The sequence below is a fragment of the Acetobacter sp. DmW_136 genome (assembly GCF_008690365.1).
GTDB classification, from domain to species: Bacteria; Pseudomonadota; Alphaproteobacteria; order Acetobacterales; family Acetobacteraceae; genus Acetobacter; species Acetobacter oryzifermentans.
Map to the genome: position 1 here is coordinate 71,957 of NZ_VHON01000037.1, position 20,164 is coordinate 92,120.

Sequence of the window (20,164 nt, forward strand, 5' to 3'; positions counted from 1 at the left end):
GGATATAAAAAACCGTGCCGGGGCAGAGCGCACCCGGCACGGTTTTTTTGTTTTCAGGAAAGATTTAGTCCCGATCTTTTATGGTCTGTTCAATCTGTTTTTCCAGATCATGCGGTTGGGCTGTGGTAAAGTGTGTCATTACAAACGCGGTCATATCTGCAAGATCACGGTTGCTTAAACCGCCTCCCGTAAAGTGCGGCATAATCTGCACGCCCGTTGCCGTTTGCAGGCCGGTGCCATTTACCAAAACCTGTATCAGGTTACGGCCATTATCCGCCCCCAGTGACCTGCCACCCGCAATGCTGGCAAAGCTGCTTTGCCGCCCTGTGCCATCTGGCAGATGGCAGCCCGCACAGGCCGCGGCATAAAGCCGTGCGCCACGGCTGTTTTGCGGCAGGCTGGCATCACCACTGGCTGTTTTGCGGAAGGTTACAGAATCCTGCGGTGTGCTAACAGGTTTTGTGCTGCGCAGATACGCTACCATAGCCTGAATATCCGCAGGGGTAAGGTAACGCAGGCTGTGGCCAATAACATCTGCCATATCACCAGATGCCGTGCCGTGGCCATCTGCATGGCCGGTGGAAAGGTATTGCGCCAGTTCGGCATCTGTCCAGCCGCCAATACCGGTTTTGGTATCGGACGAGATGTTATAGATGCGCCAGCCATTTAGCATATTGCCGCCAAGTGCCTTGCTGGTGGAAAGCCCAAAGGTGAGCGTGCGTGGGCTGTGGCAATCTGCGCAATGGCCTGCGCCTTCCACCAGCCAGCGGCCACGGTTCCACTGGGCAGATTTTGTGGTGTCATCTGGGTAGGCAGAGGCCGGGCCGTTCACGATGTTCCAGAAAATCATCAAACTGCGTATGGAAAAAGGAAAACGCAGCTTGTTTTCTGGCGGGGTGCTGGCAGATGTGGGCAATGTGGCCATATAAGCCCGAATATCTCGCACATCCTGATCACTCAGGCGCGCATAGGCGGGGTAGGGCATGGCGGGGTAAAGGTGCTTGCCGCCGGGGGAAACACCCTGCTTTACGGCAGCAACAAATTCCGCATCGCTCCACGCGCCCACGCCGTGCTGCTTATCTGCTGTAATGTTGGTGGAATATACCACTCCCATGCCCGGTAACTTGAACGCCCGTCCGCCAGCATACGGCATACCGCCGGGGGCCGTGTGGCAGACCTCGCAATCCGATGCGCGGGTAAGGTACTGCCCGCGTTCTACGGGCGTGCTGCCGGGTGTGCCCTCCTCGGCAGCACTGGCATGGGCAGCATGTGTGGGCAGGCATAAGGTTGCCAGCAACACAGTTGCCGCAGCACCTTTGGCAGAAAAGGAAACACGCTTAACGGATGGAAAAGAAAAATCATGTTTCATGGTCTTACTCTTTCCCTTCCATGTTGCGGGCAGAAAGCAGGGGCAGGGTGCGGTAACGCTGCCCCCGTGCGGCGGCCATGGCGTTAGCCAGAAGCGGGGCGGCTGCGGCTGTGCCAACCTCACCAATACCGCCGGGGTTTTCCTTGCTGGGCATTACCACCACATCAATGCGGCGCGGGGCTTCGTTCATGCGCATTACGCGCCATGTGTTGAAGTTTTGCTGCTGCACACGCCCGTTTTCCAGCGTGATCTCATTATACAGGGCGGCGGAAAAGCCAAAAATCAGGCCACCCTCTATTTGTGCAATCACTTGGTCTGGGTTGATAACCTGCCCGCAATCTACCGCAGCAGTTACGCGGTGGATAATCACTTCATCCGGGCTGGGCATTTCAATTTCTGCAATGCTGGCCATGTAAGATCCAAAAGCAAACTGCAAGGCCACACCGCGTGCCCGGCCTTTGGGTACAGGCGTGCTCCAGCCTGCATCTGCGGCGGCGCGTTCCAGCACAGCCAGCGCACGTGGGTTGTTTTGCACCATGGCGCGCCGATAAGCTACCGGATCTGCCCCCGCGCGGGCGGCCAGCTCATCTATAAATCCTTCCACCACAAACAGGCCGCGTGTGCCACCTACACCGCGCCACCATGCGGTGGTAATGCCGGGGGCCTCGCGCCGGGCAAATTCCAGCCGATACGCGGGGTAGGTGTAGGGCGTAACCACCGTGGCAAGGGAGAGGTCATCATCATACCCATCCTTTGTGAGTTCTGGCGGGTCCCACCGCGCCACAACTGCCGGGCCAACAATGCGATGTTGCAGTGCGGTGATATGCCCTTTTTCATCCAGCGCGGCGGTGAGTTTATCTACATAAGCTGGGCGATACCTATCTTTGGTAATATCTTCTTCCCTGCTCCAGATAATTTTCAGCGGGTAGGGCACCTGTTTTGCAAACTGCACGCACTGGGTTACGTATTCGTGCTCCAGCCTGCGGCCAAAGCCGCCACCAATATACTGGCTGTGCACTGTAATTTTGCTGGCGGGCAGGCCGGTTATTTCGGCTGCCGTATCTCGCGCACGTTCGGCTACCTGTGTGCCTGCCCATATATCGCACCCATCTGGCCGCACATGGGCGGTGCAGTTTATGGGTTCCATAGGGGAATGCGCCAATAGGGGCTGCTGATAAGTGGCCGTATAGGTGGTGCCGGATTGGCCAATAATACCCGGCGCATCTGCCTTGGCGTTGGCCACAATGGCCGGGCCGTTTAGCCCTGCGTGCAGATCATCATAAATGGTTTGGGTGGTAATGTCTGCATTTTTTCCAAAATCCCATTTCAGGTTCAGGGCCTTTAACCCTTTGCGGGCCGCCCAGTAATGGTTGGCGACCACGCATACGGTATCTTTATTATCCGTTACCAGCACGGCTTGCACGCCGTTTACGGCCAATGCGGCATTACGGTTCATGCTGCGCATGGTGCCGCCTTGCACGGGGCAGGCGGCCACGGTGCCAATTTTCATGCCCGGCACCTGCACATCCATGCCAAAGCGGGCTGCGCCATCTACCTTGATCTGGCTATCCAACCGATGATGTTTGCGGCCAATAAGTGTGTAATTGCCAGCATCTTTGAGTTTTGGTTCTTTGGGCACAGGCAATTTGGCGGCATTTTCGGCCACATCGCCAAATGGCACGGTGCGGCCAGAAGGCGGGTGCATAACGGCCCCATTGGCGGTTGTGCAGCTTTCTGGCGCAACGCCCCAGCGTGTGGCTGCGGCCTGCACCAGCATAGCGCGTGCTGCCGCACCGGCTTGGCGCAACGGCAACCATTCTGTCATGGTAGAGGTAGAACCGCCGGTAATTTCCGCCCCGCCACCGGGGGGCGCGGCCTCTATTTGCACGGCAAACGGATCTATCCCCAGTTCTTCCGCCATCAGCATAACGGAGGATGTGTAAATACCTTGCCCCATCTCGATATTTGGTAAAATAAGGGTAATGGTATTATCTGCGGCAATACGGATAAACGCGTTGGGAGCAAAAGGGGTGGCAACATCTTCTACCAGCATGCCGGTGCCTGCCTGCGTGGCCTGAGCTGCCCGCCCACGAGGCATGGGCCACAGTGTGGCCAGCAACAATGCGCCGCCCGCTTGCAGCACGCGCCTGCGGCCTGTTTGGAGCCGCGCGGTGGATGAGGGGGAATGTGTGCTCATGCCAGTTCTCCCGCTGCGTGGTGAATGGCTGCGCGAATACGCATATACGTGCCACAGCGGCACATATTGCCAGACATGGCGCTGTCTATCTGTTCATCCGTGGGGTTGGGGGTGGTGCGTAGCAGGGCTACGGCGGCCATAACCTGCCCCGGCTGGCAGTATCCGCACTGCACCACATCCAACGCTATCCACGCAGATTTGATGGCCCGCACAATCGGGTCTGCCATGTCCAGACCTTCCGGGGTGGTAATGGCGCGCTCTCCCACCAGCCCAACGGGTAGGTTGCATGCGCGTACGGCCTTGCCATCTACATACACGGTGCAGGCCCCACACTGGGCAATGCCGCAGCCAAACTTGGCGGCATTTAAGCCCAGAATATCGCGCAAAACCCAGAGCAACGGCGTATCGGCATCAACATCCACGCTGTGCGGCTGGCCGTTTATCACAAGGGTTGGCATAGGGGGCTCCTGTAGTTGGCGGGGGAAAGACCAGCCTAACACTTTCGGAGCGGGAACGAAACGGAATCCTCTTTATTATATATGCAAGAATACAGACGTGGATATTCACCCAGTCTGTTTTTGCCGGAAGTGCAGCAGCGTTTGTGCGTGGCTGACAATCTTGCCTACAGGCAGAGGCAGGTTTGCGGGTGTGTAGTGGTCTTCATGCGCAACGCCGGTTTCCACCTTGTCTGCCCAATACTGCAAACCACCCTGAATACACATGGCCAGAAAACACGGGTTAAGGTGGTGGCTGGGCACCAGTTCGTACACCAGCGTGCCGGGCTGGCACCATGCCACATTGGCAAGGCCCGCGCCTAAAAAGCCCACCACCATATCGGCTTGTGCAAACAGGTTTATTTGCTGGGTTACGGGCAGGCGTTCGGGGCGTACACGGGCAAAGCCGAGCGTGGATAAAGCTTCGGCCAACGCGGCCTCGTTAGGCATGCGGCGGTTTGTGGCTTCGCCGCGTTCCAAAAACAGATAGCGCCCGCGTTTGGGTGTGGTGCTGGCGGCCCGGCGTAACGCCGCATAGGCGGCAAGTGCTGTTTGGGATGCTGTAAAATCGGTTTTGCCGCGCACAAAATCTGTATAAACCACGCGCGCAAAGGCATAGCGTGTGCCGTGCCGGGTTATCAGCCGCCGTTCGGGCGCCAGCCCCGCCAATGTTACAAATTGCTCCTGCCATGGGGTAAGGGGGGGCAGCAAAAACACATCGTTCTGCCCAGCGTGTTTAAGAAAATAGTAAAGAGCCGGAACCGTATGCGCTACCCAGTGGTAGTAATTGGTGTTCCAGTGGTCAAACCCTGCCCATGCGGTGCAATTGTGCTGTTCTACAGGTGTGTTGGCCGGAGCCGCATGCCAGCGCCTGAGCGCGTCCGGGCCTTGGGTATAAACTGTATCATGCAAGGGGCGGCCTTCCCATGCAAACAGGGCCAAGGCGGGGTCAAACACTGCGGGGCCAAAACTGTAGCGGTATATGGGGGGGGTATCTGTGTGCCAGTCTGTTAGCAGGCTGTGGGTGCCATCGGGCAGCGTGCCGCCAAAGGCAAAGTTTCCGCCCATGCGAGATGAGGTTTCAATTAACCCCCGGCCTCCAGAGGCCTGAAACACACACGGAAAGGTAGAAAGAAGCACAGACATGGCAGGGGGCTTTAGCGTTTTGCAAGGGTGTGCCAAGTATAAGGGTGGGGCTTGGGTTCAGGCAATAGGGCGGAACTTTGGCGCGCACAGTATGCAAGGTAGAGCGGATGCAAGACGGTTCCTATAACGAAGTGCCGGTTATCAGAACACCAGTTTTTAAAACCCCGGCGGATGATCTGGCTTACTGGCAAGCCAACCCGGATGTGGCCACGTGCGGGCTTTCTGCCCCCCAGCATTATGCCCAGCATGGCCAGCACGAAGGGCGTATGCAGGCTGCCAATCAGGATTTGGTGGCCGCCATGCGCGAACGCAAGCTGGAGCGCATTGCCTTCCGCCAGAACCCCGTAACACCGCGCACCTACGGCCAGCCCGCCAATTATATGACAGATGCTATAAAGCAGGAATTTCATATTCCGCCTTTTCCGCCCATTTCCGCCCATAATTACGGCGGCTATATTGCGGGCCTGCAAAAGCAGCATCCGGATTGGATGTTTTTGGATGTAGGGGCCGGGCTGCGCGATACCGTAACCGAGCAGATGGTGAATGTGGATGTGTTTCCCGCACTCAGCACGGATGTGGTGTGTGTGGGGGAAAACCTACCTTTTGCCGATGCTCAGTTTGATTTTGTGCTCTGTGCCGCCACGCTGGAACACACCAAACGCCCGTGGGAAGTAGCAGCGGAAATCTGCCGCGTGCTCAAACCCGGCGGCATTGTGCGCATAGATTATCCGTTCTTGCAGCCTGTGCATGGTTATCCATCGCATTACTTTAACGCCACGCCTGAAGGAAATATCAGCCTTTTTGAAAAATGGTGTGATATCCAGTATTGCGTTGTAGAAGACCATTTCCACCCTGTGCATGCCCTGCGCTGGATGATGGAGGATTGGAAGAACGGCCTGCCAGAACATGCCAAGGCCCAGTTTGGCAACATGCGGGTGGATGACTTTTTGTCTGCCCCCATTCCAGACATGATGCAGCAACCTTTTTGCACGGAATTAAGCCCCGAAACCAAAAAGGTGATTTGCGCGGGCTCTACGCTGGAAGGGGTTAAAAAGCAGGGCCCGCAGTTTTATGGCAGCCTGCGCGAAGAACATCTGGCGCAGGAAGTGCAGCAGGCCCGGCGGGATGTTGAGATCATGCGGGCTTCCTCATCATGGAAGCTTACAGCCCCGCTGCGTAAGGTGGTTGGCCTGCGGCGCAAATAAAGGCCGCAGCCCGATTAACGGAAAAAAAGCGGGAAAAAATACAGCCAGCAGATGATAAACATCAAGGCGCCAGTTATCAGCACCGGCAGCACGATTGTTACAAACGCCCCAAAGCGTGAGGGGCGTTCTGGCGGCAACCCGGCTGCCTGATTAACCTGCGCAACGCGTGCATCAATATCTGCGTCTATTGGGTTTTCCTCTGTCCAGTCTTCTTCTGGCGTGGGGGCAGGCGCATTTATCATGTGTGATCCTTATGCTGGTGCTGGGCAAAAGCGCTTGCACCAATGTGTAGCGCACAGCCCATTTTATGCCCCACCATACCAAGTATGAGAGACAGAATCGGGCAAATAGCATTTTTAAGCGATGGCTGGTGCGAATAGCCGATATACAGCACAAAATTTAACCCTAGATGATAATCATTCTCTCTCAAAAAGGAAAGATATTTTTCAACATAGTTAATTTGTTCTAAATAGATTAACGTTTTGATTGAGCTTACGTTAGAAAAATATTAAACGGATTCCCAGACTGCATATACAAAATCAGAATAACGTGAGGGATTAAGAGCATGACAACACTAACTGTAAATACAAGTGGGGATTGGGGCGTTCCCACTACTTATGATGGTGACGATGTTATTTTAGATGGAACATCATCTCCAATTACAGTTAACGTTGTAGCGCATAATTACGGTGGCTGGACTGAAGGTGATACGGCAAATTCCAACTTCCATTCCCCCACCATGACCATTAAAGGGAATGTTACGTTCACCGGTGATGGTTACCTTTCTATCAACAATACGGTTACGAACGACGCCTCTTCCTTCACTGTTGAATCGACCAACTTTGCAGTAAATGGCACCCTGACAGGAAACACCGTTACCATTGCAAACGGTGGCACCCTGTCTGTTGGCACGTTGAAGGCGCCTGTTACTTTCGGAGCCTCTTCCTCAGATTCCAGCGGGTATAATACGTTAATTGTTAGCAATTATGCGTCCAGCGGAACGCTTACAATTAACAACCTGTCTCCGCGCGATCAGATTGTGTTTTCCAATGGTGAAACCACAAGCCTAAGCTGGAGCGGCAATGGTAACAAAATTGTGGATCAGGACGGAACAGTTCTGGCGAACGTGACCTTTGCTGATGGGTATAGCAAGGACGATTACTCCTTTAACGGAGACAGCGTAACCGTTACCTGCTTTTTGGCAGGCAGCATGATCCGCACGCCCGAAGGTGAAAAGGCGGTGGAAGATATCCAGCTTGGTGATGACGTTGTAACTTTTGACTGGCAGCAGAACAAAGATGTGGCATGCCCGGTTGTGTGGGCCGGTAAAGCCCATGCGCATGTGCAGGCTGATCTTGCGGATGATGAAGCAGGCTGGCCCGTGCGTGTTCTTGAAAACGCCATTGCCCCCGGCGTGCCTTACAAGGATATGCTGATTACGGCCGAACATTGCCTGTTTTTTGATGGCAAGTTTGTACCGGCCCGTATGCTGGTGAATGGCGTATCCATTTTTTATGATAAATCCATTACCTCTTACGATTACTATCATATCGAAACAGCGCAGCACGCCGTTATTACTGCCGATGGCGTGCAGACAGAAAGCTATCTGGATACCGGCAACCGTGCCACCTTCCGCCAGCTTGGCAAGGTTGCTGCGCTGCGTGGCAAGGCCAAAAGCTGGGCGCATGATGCAGGCGCCCCTCTGGCGGTAGAACGTGCCTTTGTTGAACCCCTGTTCCATGTTCTAAATACACGTGCGCATGATATTGCGGGCCATATTGCGCAGGCTAAAAAAGCAGAAACAACGGTAGATCCAGACCTGTATCTGGTTACAAACACCGGCGCTATTGTGCGGCCCCTGCGCAAGGAAACCCAGCAGTACAGCTTTATGCTGCCTTCTGGCACGCAGTTTGTGCGTGTGGTTTCCCGCGCAAGCCGGCCAGCAGATGTGATTGGCCCGTTTGTGGATGATCGGCGCTATATGGGTGTGGCCGTGGCAGATGTGCGCCTTTTCTGCGCCACAAAGGCACATAACATCACGGCACATCTTCAGGCCGAAAAACCCGCTGGCTGGCACGCTACAGATTGGACAGATTGCACATGGACTAATGGTGATGCCGTGCTGCCCTTGGGGAACTATCTGACCAACGGCAAAATGGGCATTCTTACCATGACCATTCGGGCGGCTGGGCCATATCTTGTTGAAGATCAGGAAGTTGCTGAATTAAACCTGCGTTCGGCTTGATTTTATCAGTTCTGAATGTGTGCAAAAGGCTCTACCTGAAAAGGGTAGGGCCTTTTGCATATGGTAAGGAAAGCCCGCAGTTTACTGCTTTTTCTGCCCGGTTTCACGCAGGAGAAAAGTAAGTGCGCCTGCCAGCACAATACCGGCTAGGCCAAAGCTAAAGCCTTTTGTAAAATCCGCCCCGCTGAGTGGTCGCCCATGCCCCAGATGTTGCAGAAACATTGCAAACAGCGGAGAGACAATGGCGCTCATAACAAATACCAAAAAGTTAATAGCCCCTGTGGCGCTGCCTTTTACATCATCAGCATTGGCTTCCTTGATGATGGTATAGGGGATCATGGCCGCGCCGGAAGAAAAGCCCAGCAGCAAAGCCAGCACATAAGGCGGAAACGTATTGCCCGGCAGATAAATAATGGCTGCAACCGTAAGCGCCATAACAATAATGCCGCCCAGCAATACGGGTTTTCTGCGCCCGATCTTATCTGTTAAATACCCAAGGGCAGGGCAGCCAAACATCCAGCCCACAGGCACCATGGCGGCCCGCATAACGGCCTCGTGGTAACCAACGTGCCAGCTTTGGGTTAAAAACGTAATGCCCCATGTCATGCTGCCTACGGTGGTGGGTAAAAACAGCAGCCCCGCACACAGCCCGCACAGATAAGATTGTGGGTTGCTGAGCACGCTTTTATACGGTGCAAACATGGAAGCAGATGCTTTGCCCACGTGTGCGGTGTTTGCCTTTTTTTCCTGCGGGGTCATTACAAACAAAAAAACGGCTATCAGGGCAATCAGCAGCCCGGTATCAATCCAGTAAAAATGCCAGTTGATAACGCCATGAATCAACCATGCCACGGTAGATTGCCCCATGGCGCCGCCCAGCATGCCTGCGCATTGCGTTGCCCCTACAGCCGTGGCCAGATACTTTTTGGGAAACCCCCGTGCAGCCAGATAAACCGCGCCCACAAATGCAAAAGCCGAGCCCGCACCCTGCATAAGGCGGCCAAGGCTTGCCATCCACTCATCCCCCCAACCAAACAGGCAGGTGCCAATTGCCAGCACCAGCGCACCAAACGAAATGGTATATTTGCCCCCCCACCGATCTACCGCAGCGCCTGAAATAATGGAGCAGAAGGAATAGGTGTAATAATACAGCCCAAGCAAAGACCCCAACCCAACCGTTGTAAGCCCAAAGGAGGAGACAAGCTCGTTCACCATAACGCTGGGGGCAGAGCGCGTGGAGTATTGCAGCAGGTAAAACACCAAACACAAAAACCAAGCAATAATATAGGGTGTCTGGATTGAAGTTGTGGGCTTATGTGTTGGGGGCGTAAAATTCATATATACATTTTTCATTTTATACAGTGGCAACGCTTATCTGGTCTGGCATTATCTGCTGGCAAGAGGCAACACAATTTTCAGAAATACTTAACGCTTAACATACACACGCCTGTGCGGAAATTGATGTAAGCCTTTGCATTGATACCGCAGCTATCTGCGTTCATGATGCGGCAGGAAAAAAGACACAGTAGGATGGTTGAGATGACTGATGATGAAGCCCGTATGCTAACAGGCACCGAATTAGACCCGCAAAAGCTTTATATGCAGGTTGAAGGGCTGAAAGATGTTTTGAAACTTGCCGTAAGCGGGTTGCCCCCGCAGAGTTTACAAAACCTGCGCGAAGCTCTGGAAAAAGTTTGTGCAGGCAGCGTGGAAATTCCGGGAATGGCAGAAGCACTCCAGATTGTAAAAGAGCACTCTCCCGCGGCTTCTCACCTACAGTAAGAGCATAGAGATATTGGTGCAGCCGTTTTTAAAAGCAACGGATGGGCTTTAATTGTACAAACAGGCTCTACCCGCAAAGATAGAGCCTGTTTAAAACCGTTAAGCGGAGTGTGCTTTTTTCAACTGTGCTGTGTGCTGTGTTTGGGCAAGATAAGGCCCGGCAGCACGAATGCTCAGGGAAAGAATGCCCATTTTCCCGTGTGTGAGATGGTCTCCAAGTGGCAATTCCGCATTTCCCGTTGTCCAGGCGCAATCTGTCCACTCTGTAGCGTGCCAGCCTTCTGGTTTTTTATTCTGAAGGTGGGCTGTAATGCCATATGATTTTTTGGCGCAAAGCAAACGTATATCAGCAACAGCTACACCCATGTAACGGCGATCATCCACAAACGGGCCGATGGCATCTGCTGGGCGGCTGGCGCGGGAGATAATGCGCACGGATTTTGTATCAGGTGGCAGCATAAAGCTGTATTGCTGGCCGTTATGCCGCATTGGGCGAATGGTAGCACCTGTTTGCGTCATCAGGTGCAGATCTGGATCATGGGTTGTTGCAATTTTTTCTACAGATGGCGGGCAGCCAACAACATGATTTTCACGCCATTCAAGTGCGCGAAACAGAGGTTCAACAAAAGCGCGACCCACACATAGTGGTGCGCCTGCATCGTCTTCCCAACTTTTGGCAATGCCATGCAGTGTGACAACTTTACCTTCCTGCCGGAAGGTGGAGCGGTTTCCGGTATCCAGATAGCTTTCTGTCAGCATACCGTCTGCGGTGATAACGGAATGCTGTTCCGTTTCTACATGGTAGTAATTATAGGAGCTAATGGATTTGTCATAGAAAATAGACACACCATTTACCAGCATACGCGCAGGCACAAAGTGGCCTTTAAAGAATAAGCAATGTTCAGATGTAATCAGCATATCCTTGTAGGGCACGCCATCTGCAACGGCATCTTTTAGAATACGCACAGGCCAGCCAGCCTCATCATCAGGAAGGCCGGAGCGAACATTAACGTGTGCTTTGCCGACCCACACAACCGAACGCGTGACATGCTTGTTGTTGCGCCAATCAAAGGTTACAACTTCATCACCAATCTGAATGTCTTCTACAGCTACATCACCTTTTGGCGTGCTGATCATGCTGCCAGCAAGAAAGCAGGCACCAATGTAGGTGTTGCCATCAGATACAGTGATTTTCAGGGGGTTTGTATCATTGGTTGAGGCATTAACAATGTAAGCACCGTTGTTAAGTGTAACACCTGATGCAGGAGAAACAGCAAACTGCCCAATTACATTGCTATTTGCATCTTTAAGTGTAACAATTTTTTCTGAACTACTCGTTCCAAATAAACCACCATTTTCGATGGTGTAAGATGCAATCGTGCTTGTTGTATTCTGGAGTTCGATCGTATCCTTGGAAGGATCGTAATTTTGGAAAGTTGTTGCGTTTACTGAACCAGACGAAAGAAGACTGATAAGCGTTCCGCCACCGTTGATAATAACAGTGCCGCCACCTGTTCCAAAATTAACAGTTGAGCCTTCTAAAACGCTAGCTAATGCAGAACCGGTATTAAGTGTTCCGCCATATTCAAGATTTTAGCAAGAAACTTTTGAAAAATGTCTGTCGTTTATGATGTTATGAGTTCATCAAAATCGTGTGATAAAATTGGTTACGCTCGTGTAAGTACAGTGGGCCAAACTTTAGATATTCAGATAAAAACTTTAAAAGAATACGGATGTCACCGTATCTATCGTGAAAAAGCTAGCGGCGCAGATGCTGCACGAAAAGAATTACACAAATTACTCAACAATCTGAAGGAGGGCCAAATAGTTGTGGTAACGCGTTTGGATAGGCTGGCACGTAGCACATTTGACCTTTTTTCTATTGTAAAAGTAATAACTGAAAAAAATTCTCAGTTTTACTCTTTGGCAGAGCCATGGACGGATACAAATACGAGCACAGGCCGTCTGATGCTTGCGGTTTTAGGTGGTTTGGCAGACGTGGAGCGCGATCTTATTCGCAATCGTACATCCGAAGGGCGCGCAAGAGCCATTGCGCAGGGCAAAAAAATGGGGCGGCCTGCCAAAATTACTCCTGCACAGCGAAAGGAAATCATTCAATATCGAAAGAACGGTCAAACATTAAAGAAAATTGCAGATGTTTTTGGAATTAGCTCAACAACTGTCTCCAGAATTATTACAGGAGCAGATAGCCATAGAAGCCGAAAAACAAAAAAGCTTATGGTTCAATAGTCTATTTTTATTATATGCGTTGTAACTCAGAAACAGCCTGCTCTCTATGGAGGCTTTTGCGCACTTTTCTCGTCCAAAAATGCCCAAGCATAATTTGCGCAAAGCTGCTACATGGCACATGGCAGAAGCAGCAGCCTGTTGAGGGCTTGAACAGGAGGGTGGTGGAGCTGAGGGGAATCGAACCCCTGACCTCCTCATTGCGAACGAGGCGCTCTCCCATCTGAGCTACAGCCCCGCCTGTTCCGTGATTTTTGGGTGTATAGGGCTTACCAATTCGCTGTCAAGCTGTATTGTAGGTGTCTGATGGCAGACATGCGGGCATGCCATAAGGGTGTGTTCGGTTTTTTAGCAAGGCAGGATTTGGCGTTCGTGTTTTTCGTTTTCATGCTGTTGATGCGGCTTTTGGAACTGTATAGCTGGGTGCTTCTGGCAGCCTGTATTTTTGTAAACCTGTATGCCTTTGGCATTCTGGATAGCCGCAACCAGATTGTCTGGAAAATAGGCGTGTTTCTGGAACGGATAACAGAACCCGTGCTGGCCCCCGTGCGGCGTATGCTGCCAATGCCGGGCGGCATGGACTTTAGCCCAATGGTGGTGCTGCTGATTATCCAGTATGTGCTACAGCCGGGGCTTGTCAGCCTGTTTCGTGCGCTGATGTCTCATTAAAACGCGCACGGTGGCTGGCGTTAGCCCGGTTTGTTAAAAACGGAGCAACCGCCATGCCGCATCTTTTTCGCACATTGGGCCTGTTTTGCGCCACCATAGCCGCCACACCCGCGCTGGCGCAGGATACACCGCCCGCTACATCCGCCCAAATGTACACCGGCAGCATGGCAGGCGGCCAAGGCACCCTTAAACTGGTGCAAACGGGGGATGAAACCTTTGCTGAAGTTTCGGTTGTGGGGGATACCTGCGCCGGATCAGCCGAGGGCGCAGCCGCCCGCCACGGCACAACATGGGTGGTTACAACAGATCCGGAATATAACGGCCAATCATGCCGCATCACCTTCCGCATGGGGGCGCATGGCGTGATAGGGAGCGAGGAGCAAAATTGCGCGCCCTATCATAACGGGGCCTGCGCCTTTACCCATGCGCAACTGGCCCGCACGGCGCAGTAAGGCCACCACTTTACACCGCATACCGCACACATGTGGGCACAAAAAAACCGCCGGGCCAAATAAGGCTGCGGCGGCTTTTTTACAGCATGGCAGGTAAAAACCCGCCAGCCCACATTAGTGGTGAGAAGAAGACGCGTTCGGGTCTTTTTCAATGTGGGTCAGGCTGTAGCTGCACATCACGATAACCGGAACAAGAAAAGCCACCACAGCAGAACCCATAGCTGCAACGTTCATGCCCAGGAAGTACAACATCAGATCCAGGCCCAGCAGCGCAATGCACAGAAACATGCCCATCCCAAAAACCCCTTATATAGTGTTCCGGCGGTAAAAGGGTTGCCGGGCCGGTGCCATATCCATGCATCTCAAGCCCCGCAGATTCCGCCGGAATCATGCCAAATCAAAACAGCGTCACACTTACTCTTTTGCCCCGTGTGGTCAACCGCTATCTGGGCATGGCGTTGTGGCGGGTAATGCTGGTCTGCTTTTGTACGGGTTGTAGGCTGCGGGGGTGGCCCCAATGTTTACAGCAGGCTTATGTAACCAAGGATAAGATTTTTATGTCTGAAAAAACAGAAAACCATACCCACCACCTGCCATCCGCCACAGATATTAGCCGTGAAATGGAACAGGTAAAGCGGGAATACGATATTGCGCTGAAGGATCGGCCAGAACACGCAAAAGCTCTGGGTGAACGCCTGCGTAAGCTGGAAGCCCAGTTGCAGGAAGGCGCACGCGGCAAGGCCTGAACGCCCTTAACATATGCCGGGCCGGGGCACATACCCCCAGCCCACATAATATATAAAGCGCCCGGCCTTAGTGCTGGGCGTTGCTGTTTTGGGCCGCCCCCGTAGCGGGTGTTGCAGCCTGCGCTTTGGCAGCCCAAGCGGCGGCCACAGCCTGCGGGCCCGTGAGCGTTTGAGAAACCGGAACCGCCTGTGTTGCCGTGCCTGCCTGCGCTGCGGGCGTGGCGGCGGAGGAGGGCGCGCCAGCAGAATCTGGCCGTGGGTTGAGGATACGTTGCGGTTCTGGCTGTTCATAAACCGAATGCAGCGCACGCCTTTGGGCTTCTATGCTGGGTTCATGAAAAGCCGAAACCGGGCCAAACCCAATCAACCTGTCATGGAACCGGTTGGTGGAGGCCACGGGGGAGCGAATGCAGCCTTTTACAACCGTAGAGCACGCGCCATCCGTGCCAATCATGCGGTCATTATCGCCGCTGTAGTGCAGGTCATACACACGGCCATCCACCATCCGCAGGCTGGCCACGCAGGTTTTGCCCGCGCCGCCAAAGGTGGTTTGCGTCATGTTCACAAATGTCTGGAGCGGAAACAGCGAGGAATCGTTGGTAGAAGGCATGTTGACCGAGCGCACATACTGATAAACCGTGGTGTGTTCATCTATCTTTTGCGTTTTGTCGGGAATACCCGCGCAGGCCTGTAAATCCTCATTTGTCATGCCAATCACGGCTAACTGGCCCTTATGGGCGGTGCGGCTATCTATATATCCGCAGCCTGCCAGCGCGGGCAGCAGCACCAGCGCGGCAAGCCCGCGTGCACGATAAAACAGAGAAGCAGCAGAGGCAGAAATAGGCAGGGAAGGAAAGGGCAGACCGGTCATTACTCTTGTTCGTAAAAGGGTGGGGGGGTGTTTAGGGCGGTGTGTTGTGGGCTTCGGCGCGGGCAATGTCCAGATACAGCAAAATCAGCAGGGGCAGGGGCCAGATAAAGGGGAGCGGCACATGCCACGCCATGGCTAGGGTGCCACACAGAGCCCCCGCAGCAAACCCCAGCCAGGAAAGCCCCGGCAGCAGGGCCGCCCCGGGTGCGGGCGGTTTAACCGTGCTGCCCGGCCAGCGCGCAGCCAGTGATGTAGCTAGTGCAGAGGCACATTTCAGCAGGTTGCTGGTGATCACAATGGTTTGGATAGCGGTGCCAGAAAACCGGGCAATTGTTTCACCCTGCACGGCCATAAGGGCGGGCAGCAGCACAAGGGCCAGTGGGCGGTGCCACGGCGTAAGCATGGCAATTTGCGTGGCCCCCAGCAGCACGCCCACACAGGCTATGCCAATGGCTGCCTGCCAGCGCAACCGTGCCAGAGTAGCCAGCATGGCCGCTACAAAAAACGTGCCTAAAATTTCCAGCAACAGCAGCGCATGCGGCCAGATGCCCCCAACAAGGGCGGCGGCCAGATGGGTTGTGTTGCCTGTCATGGCGGAGGCAAACAGCCCGCCCAGATACACAAAGCCCAGCGCATCCACATACCCGGCTAAAAGATCCAGCACCAAAATGCGCCGCGCAGAAACCCGCACGGAGGAGGAAGAAGAAAGCTCGGCCATATTCATCCATCAGCATACAAGAATATTACACAAAATCCACCCGCAGCCTTTGTGCCCGCTGCGTGGCATATAGGCCATTCACAGGGCCGTAAGGCTGTATTTGCGTGCCAATGGGGTGGCCGTAGGTGTGGATATCAGGCATCTATGCGCAAGTTTATGCGGCATGGCACGCGCGGCGGGCCTTGCTGGCAGGTGGGGTTTTTCCGTATTCTGCGGCCAGACCAAAGCAAGGAACAAAGTAGATGTTGGGATTCCGTCCTGTTTTTCTGGCGTTGGGGGCCTGCACTGCCCTGTTGGCCGCGCCCCCGGCGGCTTATGCGGCGGAGAAAAACCCTCATTACGGGCTACAGATTATGAAGATGCGCCCCGGCCCACCCCCCATGACAGTGGCCACAGCCGCCCCCGGCATTTTGGATTACGATGGCATACCCACCGTATTGGGCACAAATGCGGCCAATGTGGGCGGGCTGATGTATTTTTGCTACCACAACAAGCTGATAACAGACACCACGGTAAACATGCTGGGGCGGGAACTGGCAAAACTGCCGGATGTCCGCAATTCGTCCGATTACGCATGGGGTGGCATTGGCATGCTGCGCCTTGGCCCAGACCAGATGTTTGATACCCGCACCCTAAACCGAGACCAGCGTGAGGCCGTATGCTCCCGCACCGCCCTTATGGGGCCGGATCTGCTTAAGGCCGCCCGCAATGGTGATGCCGCGCCAAGCATAGATAACCAGCGGGCATCGGATGAAAAACCAAGATGGCCGTCCGCTCCCCCGCCGCCTATCCGTGCCACAGCCCCCGTTGCCGCTGCGGCGGCTGTTCCCGCAGGTGTGGCCGCCACACCCAAGATAACAGCGCCAGCGCGTGCGGTTTCGGCCCCTGTTGCGCATGTGGCACCACCGCGCCCGGCTGTATCTGCCCCGGCTTATGTGGCCCCGCGTGCCGTGGCTGCCACGCCGCATGTGGCGGCCCCTGCGGCTTCTGCCCCTGTGCCGAAGGTTGTTTCTGCTCCGCCACCGGCTGTTATGGCCCCCACACCCGCGCCAGCACCCAAGCCAGTGCCCTATACGCCGCTGCCCTCGCAGCAGGCTATTCAGGATGACGTGGCGCAAAAGGCCGAAGCGCGAGAAGCCGCAGCACAGGCCGAATTTGCCCGTCAGGCGGCATCTCAGGCCGGAGCTGTGCGGTAATACGCGCCCACCACAGCGCCAACACACACATCAGGCCCGCTGGCAGCCGCGCTGGCGGGCTTTTGCGTTGCAAGCCATGCTAAAAAGGGGATGCGTGCCTGTTGTGATAGAACAGCTTAAACAAAGTTTTAAGTACACAGGCTACCGCATAGCAAACGCCCCGGTATTCTGCCTTGGCCCATATTCCGCCACTGTTTGCTGATTAGTGTGGCGGTGTTGAACAAAGCTGCTGCCATATCTATTTGCTATATAAGTTTGGCAGATGCCTGCCCCACACCGGCAGGCCATAGAAAAGACGGATAAAAGAATGCGTAAGATTGTAACCCTTGGCCTTGCAACCCTTATGGCTGCCACCATTGGCACCGCCGCAAACGCCAGCGAACCGGGCGGCTGCCTGAAGTATGGCGCCGCTGGTGCCGTGGGTGGCCATGTGGCCAACCATCATGGTGTGCTGGGTGCGGCTGCGGGGTGTGCCGCAGGCATGTATCGCCGGCACGAATACCGTAAGGAAGCCCGCGCCAAGGCCGCGCTGTATGATAAGGAACACCCCGGCTCAAAGGGTACGTATCAGCAAAAAGCCACGGCGTATGATGTAGAACATTCCACCACCCCTGGCACCATGCAGCCCACCCAGCAGCCTAACGGTGCCCCGCAGGGGGGTGAAGCCCAGCCAGAAGGCGCACAGCACCTGTAATATGTTGCGGCTTATGCCCACCAGTATCTGGGCTTAAAACGCAAAGCGGCCCCGCTGCCTTGCCCCATATGCGGGGTGTAGGCAGCGGGGCCGTTTTTTATGCGCGCGGGGGCAAAGTGTATTAGGTGCGGTTGGGGTCTGTGTGTGCTGTGTCTCCATTATAAGGAGATGTTAGCTGCGCGCGGGCTTCCCCCTTGGGGTAGGCGGCGGTGTGCAGGTTGAGGTACATCTTGCCATCATGCAGGGCTTTTTCCTGATCTGCCGTTAAAATGGCGGTGCCAGAAAACGGGCTTTTAAACGGGCCTTTCAGGGTGATCATATGGCCTGCTTCCTGCCCCGGATCTGCTGGCCCATGAAAATGCGCCACCGTAACCTGCCCGCTTAGCCCATCCCACGTAATGGTGTAGCGCAGCTCATGCGTGGAAGGGAAAAACACCGCATCCACCTTGCCAGTTGGGTGGGATGTTGCGTTGTGTTCGGCTGTAAAATCGCCACCAAACCGTTCGCTGCGTTCAGCATGCGCGGTGGAAACCAGCGCACTTACAGCCGCCGGAACCACTGTAACCGCAAGCGTGACACCCAAAGCCACCTTGCGAAACACTTTTTTGCTGGCTGAAATCATACGAAAGCGCCCTTTCAAACATAAAAACATCTGTGCGATAGGCCTATAACGGCCCGCTCTGGCAGAGGTTCCTGCGCTAAAGGGCGGGCAAAGGCACGTATTTGCATTACTTGCTGCCAATATGGGGTTGGCCAGCCTTGTGTTGTAGGCCCGCAATCTCTCACGCTCGCGTGATACATAAAGGGGCCAGCCCGCCGCCCCAAAAAGGCGCGGCACAAGGCGCAAGGGTTAGAACACCTGCCGCAAACGGATGGTTTTGCCGCCGGAGGTTTGCAGCACAAGGTGTGTGCCATCTGTTGTCCAGCCGGTTACGCTGTTCAGCAATGGGCTAAAGGTGTTTGCAATGTCATTCTGTTTGCCAAGGCAGGCCATGCGCGTGCTCATGCTGCCCACAGGTGTGGCTTTTACGCTGCCCTTTGGCCCAAACACCAACCCGCCCACATAGCGGTTGCAACCATCGGAACCAGAAATCTTGCCCGTATCGTTAATATCTAGCGTGGGGGCAAACATATCTGCGGCTGGGTTGGGGTTTTCATCCGTGGCGCTATCATCTGTGTCGGGCACAAAATTGCCGCTACGCAGCTTGCGGCCATCCATAGCCGTAACCACCCAGCGCGTATTGTTTAAACTGGTGGGGGGCACAAGGGCGCCACCGCAGCCCCGCAAGGTTTTGGTGGCGGTTGTAAGGGTTACGGTATCTGTAAACACTTGGCCGGTCATGTTATCTGTGCAGGCAGATGCGGTAAGGGCGGCTTTTATATCCGATGCCTCGTAATACCGTGTGCCACCTTCAGAATAAGCGTGGCGGATCACGCGGGCCATGCGCGGGCCATCCGGTGTTTCAACAGAAAGCGCGCCATCAGCCAGTGTCATGTTCCAGAAGGGTGCGTTCCCGCGGGCTTCATACACATCTTTGGGGCCGGTGGCGGCTACCGGGGCTTCCTTGCCTTCTGGCGTGGTGGTGGTGCGGGGGTCTGCACAGCCAGCCAGCACCGCACCCGCAGCGCACAGCGCAAAAAGGCCGGAGCGGAAAAAAGGGGCGGAAAAGCGCATGGCCAAGTGTCCTTCTACTTCTGTTGCCCCTTGGCAGCACAGGCACGCCGGGCGATGGAAAACGCGTGCGTGTATCTGTGCCGCATTATGCCAGAACTGTTAAGGGGCACCTATGCCAGCGGGGCCAGATGTGCAGAATCATTTGACTCTGAGGTGCGATAATATATAACTAACTCTAACTTTTCATTAACAATCATTTAAGAGTACCCCATGGCGACCACAACCAACATTCCATCTTCAGGAAGTTATATACTTAACTTTGCAACTATAAAAACAGTAAATTCAAAATCAACTGTCTCTAATATCCAAAATAGTGTTACAGTAACTTTTAATAGTTCAACAGGCTTCACTATTAATGGTGTAAAATATTCATATAACTTTACTTGGGGTAAGGCTGGTTCATCGCAAATCATATTAGGTGATACGGCGGGCGGGTATTTTCTATTAACAGACGCAGA

The 20,164-nt window shown here is 54.3% G+C and carries 20 protein-coding genes, 1 tRNA gene and 1 pseudogene; 9 read left to right on the forward strand and 13 right to left on the reverse strand.

Going from position 1 to position 20,164, the window contains the following annotated elements:
• Nucleotides 1-64 precede the first annotated feature (64 nt).
• The 4 genes from FKW31_RS12350 to FKW31_RS12365 form a co-directional block, all read right to left on the reverse strand.
• Nucleotides 65-1,369: a cytochrome c gene (locus FKW31_RS12350; protein WP_150178681.1), complete on the reverse strand. Its 1,305-nt coding sequence runs from the start codon at nt 1,367-1,369 to the stop codon at nt 65-67.
• A gap of 4 nt (nt 1,370-1,373) precedes the next feature.
• Nucleotides 1,374-3,566, reverse strand: a complete 2,193-nt coding sequence (locus FKW31_RS12355) for a molybdopterin cofactor-binding domain-containing protein (RefSeq protein ID WP_150178682.1) — start codon at nt 3,564-3,566, stop codon at nt 1,374-1,376.
• Nucleotides 3,563-4,024 (reverse strand): (2Fe-2S)-binding protein, encoded by a 462-nt coding sequence (locus FKW31_RS12360; RefSeq protein WP_006117022.1) that lies wholly within the window; start codon nt 4,022-4,024, stop codon nt 3,563-3,565. The genes FKW31_RS12355 and FKW31_RS12360 overlap by 4 nt, the downstream gene beginning before the upstream one ends.
• Before the next feature lie 105 nt (nt 4,025-4,129).
• Nucleotides 4,130-5,206, reverse strand: a complete 1,077-nt coding sequence (locus FKW31_RS12365; RefSeq protein ID WP_150178683.1) for a DUF563 domain-containing protein — start codon at nt 5,204-5,206, stop codon at nt 4,130-4,132.
• A 107-nt stretch (nt 5,207-5,313) separates the two neighbouring features.
• On the opposite strand from FKW31_RS12365, the gene FKW31_RS12370 reads away from it, so the two are divergent.
• Nucleotides 5,314-6,411 (forward strand): class I SAM-dependent methyltransferase, encoded by a 1,098-nt coding sequence (locus tag FKW31_RS12370; protein ID WP_150178684.1) that lies wholly within the window; start codon nt 5,314-5,316, stop codon nt 6,409-6,411.
• Between the two features lie 14 nt (nt 6,412-6,425).
• Here FKW31_RS12370 and FKW31_RS12375 read toward each other — a convergent pair whose 3' ends face one another.
• Nucleotides 6,426-6,653 carry a hypothetical protein gene (locus FKW31_RS12375; protein ID WP_063353573.1) on the reverse strand — a complete coding sequence of 76 codons (228 nt, stop codon included), beginning with the start codon at nt 6,651-6,653 and terminating at the stop codon, nt 6,426-6,428.
• A 323-nt stretch (nt 6,654-6,976) separates the two neighbouring features.
• On the opposite strand from FKW31_RS12375, the gene FKW31_RS12380 reads away from it, so the two are divergent.
• The gene (locus FKW31_RS12380) at nt 6,977-8,656 is read left to right on the forward strand and encodes a Hint domain-containing protein (RefSeq protein WP_150178685.1); all 1,680 of its coding nucleotides are present in this window, start codon (nt 6,977-6,979) and stop codon (nt 8,654-8,656) included.
• Between the two features lie 81 nt (nt 8,657-8,737).
• Here the strand turns inward: FKW31_RS12380 and FKW31_RS12385 are convergent, their stop codons facing one another.
• Nucleotides 8,738-9,994 (reverse strand): MFS transporter, encoded by a 1,257-nt coding sequence (locus FKW31_RS12385; RefSeq protein WP_238332826.1) that lies wholly within the window; start codon nt 9,992-9,994, stop codon nt 8,738-8,740.
• A gap of 201 nt (nt 9,995-10,195) precedes the next feature.
• Here FKW31_RS12385 and FKW31_RS12390 point away from each other — a divergent pair, with 201 nt between their 5' ends.
• Nucleotides 10,196-10,438, forward strand: a complete 243-nt coding sequence (locus FKW31_RS12390; RefSeq protein ID WP_035351113.1) for a hypothetical protein — start codon at nt 10,196-10,198, stop codon at nt 10,436-10,438.
• A gap of 99 nt (nt 10,439-10,537) precedes the next feature.
• On the opposite strand, the pseudogene FKW31_RS12395 reads toward FKW31_RS12390, so the two are convergent.
• A pseudogene (locus FKW31_RS12395) lies at nt 10,538-12,004 on the reverse strand (Hint domain-containing protein); the annotation flags it as partial.
• A gap of 48 nt (nt 12,005-12,052) precedes the next feature.
• On the opposite strand from FKW31_RS12395, the gene FKW31_RS12400 reads away from it, so the two are divergent.
• Nucleotides 12,053-12,688: a recombinase family protein gene (locus FKW31_RS12400; protein ID WP_006117030.1), complete on the forward strand. Its 636-nt coding sequence runs from the start codon at nt 12,053-12,055 to the stop codon at nt 12,686-12,688.
• A 159-nt stretch (nt 12,689-12,847) separates the two neighbouring features.
• On the opposite strand, the gene FKW31_RS12405 is transcribed toward FKW31_RS12400, so the two are convergent.
• Nucleotides 12,848-12,923: transfer RNA gene (locus FKW31_RS12405), tRNA-Ala, on the reverse strand.
• Nucleotides 12,924-12,943: 20 nt separating this feature from the next.
• On the opposite strand from FKW31_RS12405, the gene FKW31_RS12410 reads away from it, so the two are divergent.
• Both FKW31_RS12410 and FKW31_RS12415 read left to right on the forward strand, forming a co-directional pair.
• Complete coding sequence (locus FKW31_RS12410; RefSeq protein ID WP_006117031.1) at nt 12,944-13,354, forward strand: YggT family protein; 411 nt, start codon at nt 12,944-12,946, stop codon at nt 13,352-13,354.
• A 53-nt stretch (nt 13,355-13,407) separates the two neighbouring features.
• Nucleotides 13,408-13,806: a hypothetical protein gene (locus tag FKW31_RS12415; RefSeq protein ID WP_063353613.1), complete on the forward strand. Its 399-nt coding sequence runs from the start codon at nt 13,408-13,410 to the stop codon at nt 13,804-13,806.
• 114 nt (nt 13,807-13,920) lie between these two features.
• Here the strand turns inward: FKW31_RS12415 and FKW31_RS12420 are convergent, their stop codons facing one another.
• On the reverse strand, nt 13,921-14,100 hold the full coding sequence (locus FKW31_RS12420; RefSeq protein WP_089178639.1) for a hypothetical protein: 180 nt from the start codon (nt 14,098-14,100) through the stop codon (nt 13,921-13,923).
• A gap of 263 nt (nt 14,101-14,363) precedes the next feature.
• Between FKW31_RS12420 and FKW31_RS12425 the strand changes: the two genes are divergently transcribed.
• Nucleotides 14,364-14,552: a hypothetical protein gene (locus tag FKW31_RS12425; RefSeq protein ID WP_003626200.1), complete on the forward strand. Its 189-nt coding sequence runs from the start codon at nt 14,364-14,366 to the stop codon at nt 14,550-14,552.
• Nucleotides 14,553-14,619: 67 nt separating this feature from the next.
• Here the strand turns inward: FKW31_RS12425 and FKW31_RS12430 are convergent, their stop codons facing one another.
• Both FKW31_RS12430 and FKW31_RS12435 read right to left on the reverse strand, forming a co-directional pair.
• Nucleotides 14,620-15,423 (reverse strand): hypothetical protein, encoded by an 804-nt coding sequence (locus FKW31_RS12430; protein WP_150178687.1) that lies wholly within the window; start codon nt 15,421-15,423, stop codon nt 14,620-14,622.
• Between the two features lie 31 nt (nt 15,424-15,454).
• Entirely contained in the window at nt 15,455-16,141 is a 687-nt protein-coding gene (locus tag FKW31_RS12435; protein WP_170315327.1) for a YoaK family protein, read from the reverse strand.
• A 242-nt stretch (nt 16,142-16,383) separates the two neighbouring features.
• Here FKW31_RS12435 and FKW31_RS12440 point away from each other — a divergent pair, with 242 nt between their 5' ends.
• Nucleotides 16,384-17,337: a hypothetical protein gene (locus tag FKW31_RS12440; protein ID WP_150178688.1), complete on the forward strand. Its 954-nt coding sequence runs from the start codon at nt 16,384-16,386 to the stop codon at nt 17,335-17,337.
• Between the two features lie 262 nt (nt 17,338-17,599).
• Entirely contained in the window at nt 17,600-18,031 is a 432-nt protein-coding gene (locus FKW31_RS12445) for a hypothetical protein (RefSeq protein ID WP_089178642.1), read from the forward strand.
• Between the two features lie 121 nt (nt 18,032-18,152).
• On the opposite strand, the gene FKW31_RS12450 is transcribed toward FKW31_RS12445, so the two are convergent.
• Nucleotides 18,153-18,653, reverse strand: coding sequence for a CHRD domain-containing protein (locus FKW31_RS12450; RefSeq protein WP_035351123.1), 501 nt, complete (start codon nt 18,651-18,653; stop codon nt 18,153-18,155).
• A gap of 228 nt (nt 18,654-18,881) precedes the next feature.
• Complete coding sequence (locus FKW31_RS12455) at nt 18,882-19,706, reverse strand: META domain-containing protein (protein ID WP_150178689.1); 825 nt, start codon at nt 19,704-19,706, stop codon at nt 18,882-18,884.
• Between the last annotated feature and the right edge of the window lie 458 nt (nt 19,707-20,164).